Here is a 6,527-nt window from a genome sequence, read left to right on the forward strand (position 1 = left end):
ACGGAGTTTAGGTTTAACCACCGGCATGAAGATTTAGGTAAAATATTAATGAAGATGCTTCGAAATAACCCAATTTAATATTTTTGCTTCCTAAGCCCCTTGCTAATAACTTGGTGTTGATTGACAGTAAACTGCCGGAGATTTTAGCCGAAATGCTGTACCAATATTACTCGGGTAACGCTGTTTCTACAGCAGACTTATCTGCTCGAGTTTGTACAAAAGATCCAAACGGTTACGATTATTCCAACAACCACCAATTTTACGAATACAAAATCAAGCGCCTATTGTGTGGGGCGGCACTCGGTATGCGTCCTGCCGAAATATGGCACGGTAAATATGATGCTACAGGCGGATATTTAGTTGTTCGCCAAGATGGCGAGATTGTCTGCTATCACCTGTACAGCCATAACCAATTTGAAGATTATCTGTTTTTAAATACAAAGTTTGAAACACCGAGTTCTTCACGCCATCACTTTGGTGATATTTATGAACAAAACGGCAGATATTTCCTTAAACTAAATCTGCAAATCCGATTTAGCTAGATTTCAATTGATGATTCATAAAGAAAGACCCCTTATGACTTGGGAAACCGTAATCGGACTGGAAATCCACGTCCAATTAAACACAAAATCGAAAATTTTCAGCGGCGCGTCCACTTCTTTCGGCGCCGAGCCGAATGCCCACGCTAGTGTGGTGGAATGTGCGTTGCCGGGTGTATTGCCGGTGATGAACCGTGAAGCCGTGGCCAAAGCGATTAAGCTGGGCTTGGCCTTGGATGCGAAAATCAATCAGAAAAATGTGTTCGACCGCAAAAACTATTTCTACCCTGATTTGCCGAAAGGTTATCAAATCAGCCAACTGGATTTGCCGATTGTGGAACACGGCAAATTGGAAATCGTGGTCGGCGATGAAGTGAAAACCATCAACGTCACCCGCGCGCACATGGAAGAAGATGCGGGCAAGTCGGTGCACGAGGGCTTGAACGGCGCCACCGGTATCGACTTAAACCGCGCCGGCACACCTTTGTTGGAAGTGGTTTCCGAGCCGGAAATGCGTTCGGCTGCCGAAGCCGTGGCCTATGCCAAAGCCTTGCATAGCTTAGTGACTTGGCTGGATATTTGCGATGGCAATATGGCGGAAGGCTCGTTCCGTGTCGATGCCAACGTATCTGTGCGCCCGAAAGGCCAAGCCGAGTTCGGTACGCGCCGTGAAATTAAAAACCTGAATTCATTCCGCTTTTTGGAAGCTGCTATTAATTACGAAGTGGGAGCGCAAATCGAAATCATCGAAGACGGGGGCAAGGTTCAGCAAGCAACCATGCTGTTTGATCCGGAAAAAGGCGAAACCCGCGTGATGCGTTTGAAAGAAGATGCCCACGACTACCGCTACTTCCCTGATCCTGATTTGTTACCAATCATCATTTCAGACGACCAATTGCAAAAAGCCAAAGAAGACATGCCGGAATTGCCGCCTGAAATGGCCGCGCGTTTTGTGGCGGAATACGGTGTGAGTGAATATGATGCCCGTTTGCTGACTGCTTCGCGCAACCAAGCTGCTTATTTTGAATCAGCGGCAAGCGATAAAGCACAAGGCAAGTTGGTCGCCAACTGGATGAACGGCGAATTAGCCGCTACGTTAAACAAGGCAGGCTTGGAATTGGCCGACAGCCCAATCAGCGCAACGCGCTTGGCCAGCTTAGTGGCGAAAATTTCAGACGGCACTTTAAGCAGCAAATTAGCGAAAAAAGCCTTTGAAGCGATGTGGGCAGAGCCTGAAGCAACAATCGAGCAAATCATTGAAAAACACGGTTTGGTGCAAATCACTGATACCGGCGCGATTGAAGCGATGGTGGATGAAGTGTTGGCCAACAATGCCAAAGCGATTGAGCAATTTAAATCCGGCAACGAAAAAGCCTTAAATGCCATCGTCGGCCAAGTGATGAAAGCCAGCAAAGGCAAAGCCAATCCGGCACAAGTTCAGGATCTGATTAAAGCCAAACTGGCTTGAAACCTCGCCCAATCTGACTTTTAGATAAACTCAGGCCGTCTGAAAAACACTTTCAGACGGCCTTAATGATGAAATACACCATGAGCCATACCGTTACCCTTGGTGAAGAAACCCGTTTCCATGTTTCTTCCCATGAAACCGTCTTAAACGCTGCCACACGCCAAAATCTCAATCTACCGCACTCCTGCAAAAACGGCATTTGCGGCCAATGCAAAGCCGATTTAATCAGCGGCGAAATGACCATGAGCGAGCATTCGGCAAAAGCCCTATCAGCCCAAGAAAAAGCACAGGGTAAAATTTTGCTTTGTTGCACCACCGCACAAAGCGATCTCAGCATTCATATCGATGGCTACAATCCCCACGCGCAAAAGGTCAAAACCTTACCCGCCCGCATTGAACACATCCGCATTCAGCATAATGTCGCCATCCTGCGCTTGGGTCTGCCCAAAACGTCTGCTTTCTCGTTTTCGGCCGGACAATACATTGATTTGCTGCTTCCCGGCAATATTGTCCGCAGCTATTCCATTGCCAATGCACCCGACCAAAACGGCTTTATCGAGCTACATATCCGCCACCGTAACGATGGCGTGTGCAGCAATATGATTTTCAAGCAACCGCCTGTCTTAAAAGAAAAAGGCATCGTGCGCATCAAAGGTCCGCTGGGCACATTTGGCCTACAAAAAGAAAGCAACAAACCGATTATTTTCTTAGCCACCGGCACCGGCTTTGCGCCGGTACGCAGCATGTTGGCCGAACTTATCCGCCAGCAAAGCAATCGCGCCGTGCATTTATATTGGGGTGCGCGAGAAATACAAGATTTGTATGCCTTAAGCGAAGCACAAGACTATTTAGGCCGTCTGAACCATTCGCGTTTTACGCCAGTATTGAGTGCGCCAACACCTGATTGGCAAGGTGATTGCGGCCATGTGCAAGATATTACTGCACGCGATTATCCAGATTTAAGCGCATACGAAGTCTATGCCTGCGGCGCACCGGCCATGATTGAGCATGCCTTTTCTTTATTCACTACCGAATGCAGCTTGCCTAAAGATGCATTTTATTCGGATGCTTTCACGCAGGCCGCCTGAAATACAGCACCTTATCGAAAATCATAGAAAGTATTTTCACTCAATGAATAAATAACTTTCCAAATAAAATGCCAATATTTTGAATTTATTCCCTACTAAATTTCTTTAATATTTCATTTTATTTGCATTTAAATAGGGAAATTCTTTTTCAAACCGCTTTTATGAGAAAAGAAAGGCGAACTTGATTTGAATCAAAACCGAAAAATAATTTTCATCTATAATTCACTCATTGAATTCAGGCAGAGGCCGAAACGCCGAAGCCACTTGCTTTCATTACCTTTTATCTCTTTCCTCTTGATGTGTGTGTGTTTGGGTGTGGCCATGTTTGCCACCCCTTTTTTTTTTGGCTTTTATTCTGTGAAAATGTGAAGTAAAATCCGTGATAACAAATACAAAGGACAACCATGAGCAACAAACTCACACCACCCACCGAATTGCCCGATGAAAACGACTTACGCGCCGTACTTGCTTATAACATGCGGCTGTTTCGCGTCAATAAAGGCTGGTCGCAAGAAGAGCTTGCCCGCCAATGCGGCCTTGATCGGACTTACGTTTCGGCAGTAGAGCGCAAACGTTGGAATATTGCCCTTTCTAATATTGAAAAAATGGCTGCAGCTTTGGGCGTATCCGCCTATCAACTGCTGTTGCCACCGCAACAATTATTGAATTTGATGTCTCATGCCCCTCAATAGGCCGTCTGAAACGATTTTGCCCAAAGGAAAAACCATGCTTGCCGATATCCAAACCATGCGCGAATGTTTTTTGACGGAGAAACAACAGGCCATCGACGCTTTTTTGCGCAAAAACCAGCCCATGACTTTTTTTGCCCAATATGGCGCTGCCGTTGATAAACTCTTGCAACAGCTTTGGCAACATTTCATGGCCGACAGCGGCATGAGTCTGCTGGCAACCGGCGGCTATGGCCGCAATGAGCTTTATCCCTATTCCGATATTGATTTGGCGATTGTATCGCCGGAAGACATTTCAGACAGCCATAAAGAACAAATTACCCAATTTGTGCAGACATTGTGGGACATGAAGCTTATGCCCTCGGTTAAAAGCGGCAGCATGGGTCAATTGTGCGAAAGCATTGAAGATGAAATCACCGGCGACACCGCTTTTTTGGAAGCGCGTTTTTTATGTGGTGACCAAGATTTGGCACAGCGTACCATCACCTGCATGAACAAGCAGCGTGATGTATCCACTTTTATTGAAGCCAAGCTGCTGGAAATGAAGCAGCGCCACACCAAATCACAAGGTTCGGGCGCAGTATTGGAACCCAATATCAAAACCTGCGCCGGCGGCTTGCGTGATATTCATACCATGCTTTGGCTTGCCAAGGCTCAAGGGCTTAACACGCGCCCTTCTTCTCTGATTCGCGAAGGCATTCTGACCCGCTTGGAAGCCTGTATGTTAACGCAGGGCTACAAGCAACTTTCTACCATCCGCATCCATTTGCACTTATGCGCCAAACGCGCAGAAGACCGCCTGATTTTCGACTTGCAAGCACAAGTGGCTGAAAACATGGGCTGGGTCAACGAGAGCTACCGCCAAAAAACCGAACAATTAATGCACAATTTCTACCGAGCGGTAAAAAGCATTAACCAGCTCAACGGCATTTTGATTCCTATGCTGCAAGGCCGTGTTTATTCCGACCCCATGCGGGTGACGTTGCGCATCGATGATGATTATGTGCAAGTGAACAACCAAATTGCCGCCCGCGACAAGTCTATTTTTGCCAAACAGCCGACCAACATTTTCAAAATTATCCAAATCTGGCAAAACCACAACGACATCAATGCCATCGAACCGCAAACCTTGCGGGCATGGTGGGCGGCAACGCGCAAAATGAACCGCCAGTTTTACCAAAATCCGACCAACCGCCATTATTTTGTCGGCTTTTTCCGCAATGGCAACGGCCTGACCCATGTTTTGCGTTTCTTAAATCTATACGGCGTGCTCGGCCATTATCTGCCAGCATGGGAAAAAATCGTCGGCTTAATGCAGCATGACTTATTCCACGTTTATCCGGTGGACGATCATATCTTAGCCGTGGTGCACAATATGCGACGTTTGGCTTTAGATAACCACAGTCACGAGCATCCTTTTGCCTCTGCACTGATGCAATCTTACGACAGAAAAGACATTCTCTATTTGGCCGCTTTCTTCCATGATATTGCCAAAGGGCGCGGCGGCGACCACTCAATTCAAGGCATTGAAGATGCCAAACAATTTTCAGACGACCATTTTCTTACCCAAGAAGAAGGTGAATTACTCGCATGGTTGGTCGAGCATCATTTATTGATGTCCACCGTTGCACAAAAAGAAGACATTCAAGATCCTGAAATCATCCGAACGTTTTGCGAGCAAGTACAAACTTATGAACGCTTGTGCGCGCTGTATCTACTCACCGTCGCCGATATCCGCGGTACCAACCCCAAGCTCTGGAACACATGGCGCAGCAGCTTATTAGAAAGCCTGTTCCACGCCAGCAGCCGCTATTTGGCCGGTGACAGCTATTCGACTACCATGCTGCTGAGCCGTCGCCAACAAAAAGCCACCGCATTGCTTACCCGCACCGGCGCACCGGAAAAGCAACAGCAAAAACTGTGGAAAGTATTGGGTTCGACTTATTTTATCCGCCACCAAACACGCGAAGTATTGTGGCACACCGCCAATTTGGTACACGATTTTGAAACACCGCTAATCCGCAGCCGCATTTTGCCGAAAAGCGATTCATTCCAAGTGATGATTTTCATGCCCAACGGCCCACGGCTTTTCCCACGCTTATGCCGCATTTTCAGCCGTCACGGCTTTGACATTTTGGCCGCACGCGTGTTCATCACCGAACACAATTACATTCTCGACACCTTTATTGTGCAAATTCCGTCGCAACACGACCCAGATTATTACCCGAATATCCAAAGCGCATTAGAAGCGGAATTAAACAGCTTTATCCACGGCTATACGGTTTTGGAAAACCAAAACTACGATTACCGCCTAAGCCGCCGTAGCCTGTATATGGCCATTCCACCACGCGTCACCATCACACAGGAAGAAGATTATCCGGGCTGGTTTACCGTGGAAGTGGTGGCCGTCAACCGCGCTTACTTGCTGGCTGACATGGCCGATGTGTTCTTCAACCACAACGTCAGCCTGCGCTACGCCAAAATCACCACCTTGGATGAGCGCATTGAAGACAGCTTCACCGTGTATTGTGAAGACTTGGATAACCCGAAAAAACAATTTGCACTCAAGCAAGCCTTATTAGAACAATTAACGATTTAAAACCAAATAAAAGGCCGTCTGAAAAAATTTTTTCGGACGGCCTTACATTCGCATTTCAAGTGCAACGCTCAAATGCCATTGGCAAGGGCTGCTGAAAACAGATCACCCGGTGTCTCATAGTCCAATGTCTTTCTCGGTCGGCGG

Annotated in this window: 5 protein-coding genes and 1 pseudogene; all 6 read left to right on the top strand. The window is 47.1% G+C overall.

Annotation, left to right across the window (positions count from 1 at the left end):
• Nucleotides 1–78: pseudogene (locus CRG49_RS11815) on the top strand (IS1595 family transposase); the annotation flags it as partial.
• Nucleotides 79–110: 32 nt separating this feature from the next.
• A complete protein-coding gene (locus CRG49_RS11820) occupies nt 111–542 on the top strand; it encodes an HpaII family restriction endonuclease (RefSeq protein ID WP_369832042.1) in 432 nt (143 codons plus the stop codon).
• 34 nt (nt 543–576) lie between these two features.
• A complete protein-coding gene (gene gatB, locus CRG49_RS11825; protein ID WP_095502156.1) occupies nt 577–2,007 on the top strand; it encodes an Asp-tRNA(Asn)/Glu-tRNA(Gln) amidotransferase subunit GatB in 1,431 nt (476 codons plus the stop codon).
• Nucleotides 2,008–2,087: 80 nt separating this feature from the next.
• Nucleotides 2,088–3,095: an FAD-binding oxidoreductase gene (locus CRG49_RS11830; protein WP_095502159.1), complete on the top strand. Its 1,008-nt coding sequence runs from the start codon at nt 2,088–2,090 to the stop codon at nt 3,093–3,095.
• 404 nt (nt 3,096–3,499) lie between these two features.
• A complete protein-coding gene (locus tag CRG49_RS11835) occupies nt 3,500–3,787 on the top strand; it encodes a helix-turn-helix domain-containing protein (protein WP_095502157.1) in 288 nt (95 codons plus the stop codon).
• Nucleotides 3,788–3,821: 34 nt separating this feature from the next.
• Nucleotides 3,822–6,383: a [protein-PII] uridylyltransferase gene (gene glnD, locus CRG49_RS11840; RefSeq protein ID WP_095502158.1), complete on the top strand. Its 2,562-nt coding sequence runs from the start codon at nt 3,822–3,824 to the stop codon at nt 6,381–6,383.
• Nucleotides 6,384–6,527: the final 144 nt, after the last annotated feature.

Source organism: Neisseria sp. N95_16 (genome assembly GCF_002551535.2).
In the GTDB taxonomy this organism is placed as follows: domain Bacteria; phylum Pseudomonadota; class Gammaproteobacteria; order Burkholderiales; family Neisseriaceae; genus Neisseria; species Neisseria brasiliensis.

Excerpts from the sequence above, each read along its gene's own strand:
- gatB (WP_095502156.1), top strand. The coding sequence starts at position 577 with ATGACTTGGGAAACCGTAATCGGACTGGAAATCCACGTCCAATTAAAC.
- glnD (WP_095502158.1), top strand. The coding sequence starts at position 3,822 with ATGCTTGCCGATATCCAAACCATGCGCGAATGTTTTTTGACGGAGAAA.
- CRG49_RS11835 (WP_095502157.1), top strand. The coding sequence starts at position 3,500 with ATGAGCAACAAACTCACACCACCCACCGAATTGCCCGATGAAAACGAC.
- CRG49_RS11830 (WP_095502159.1), top strand. The coding sequence starts at position 2,088 with ATGAGCCATACCGTTACCCTTGGTGAAGAAACCCGTTTCCATGTTTCT.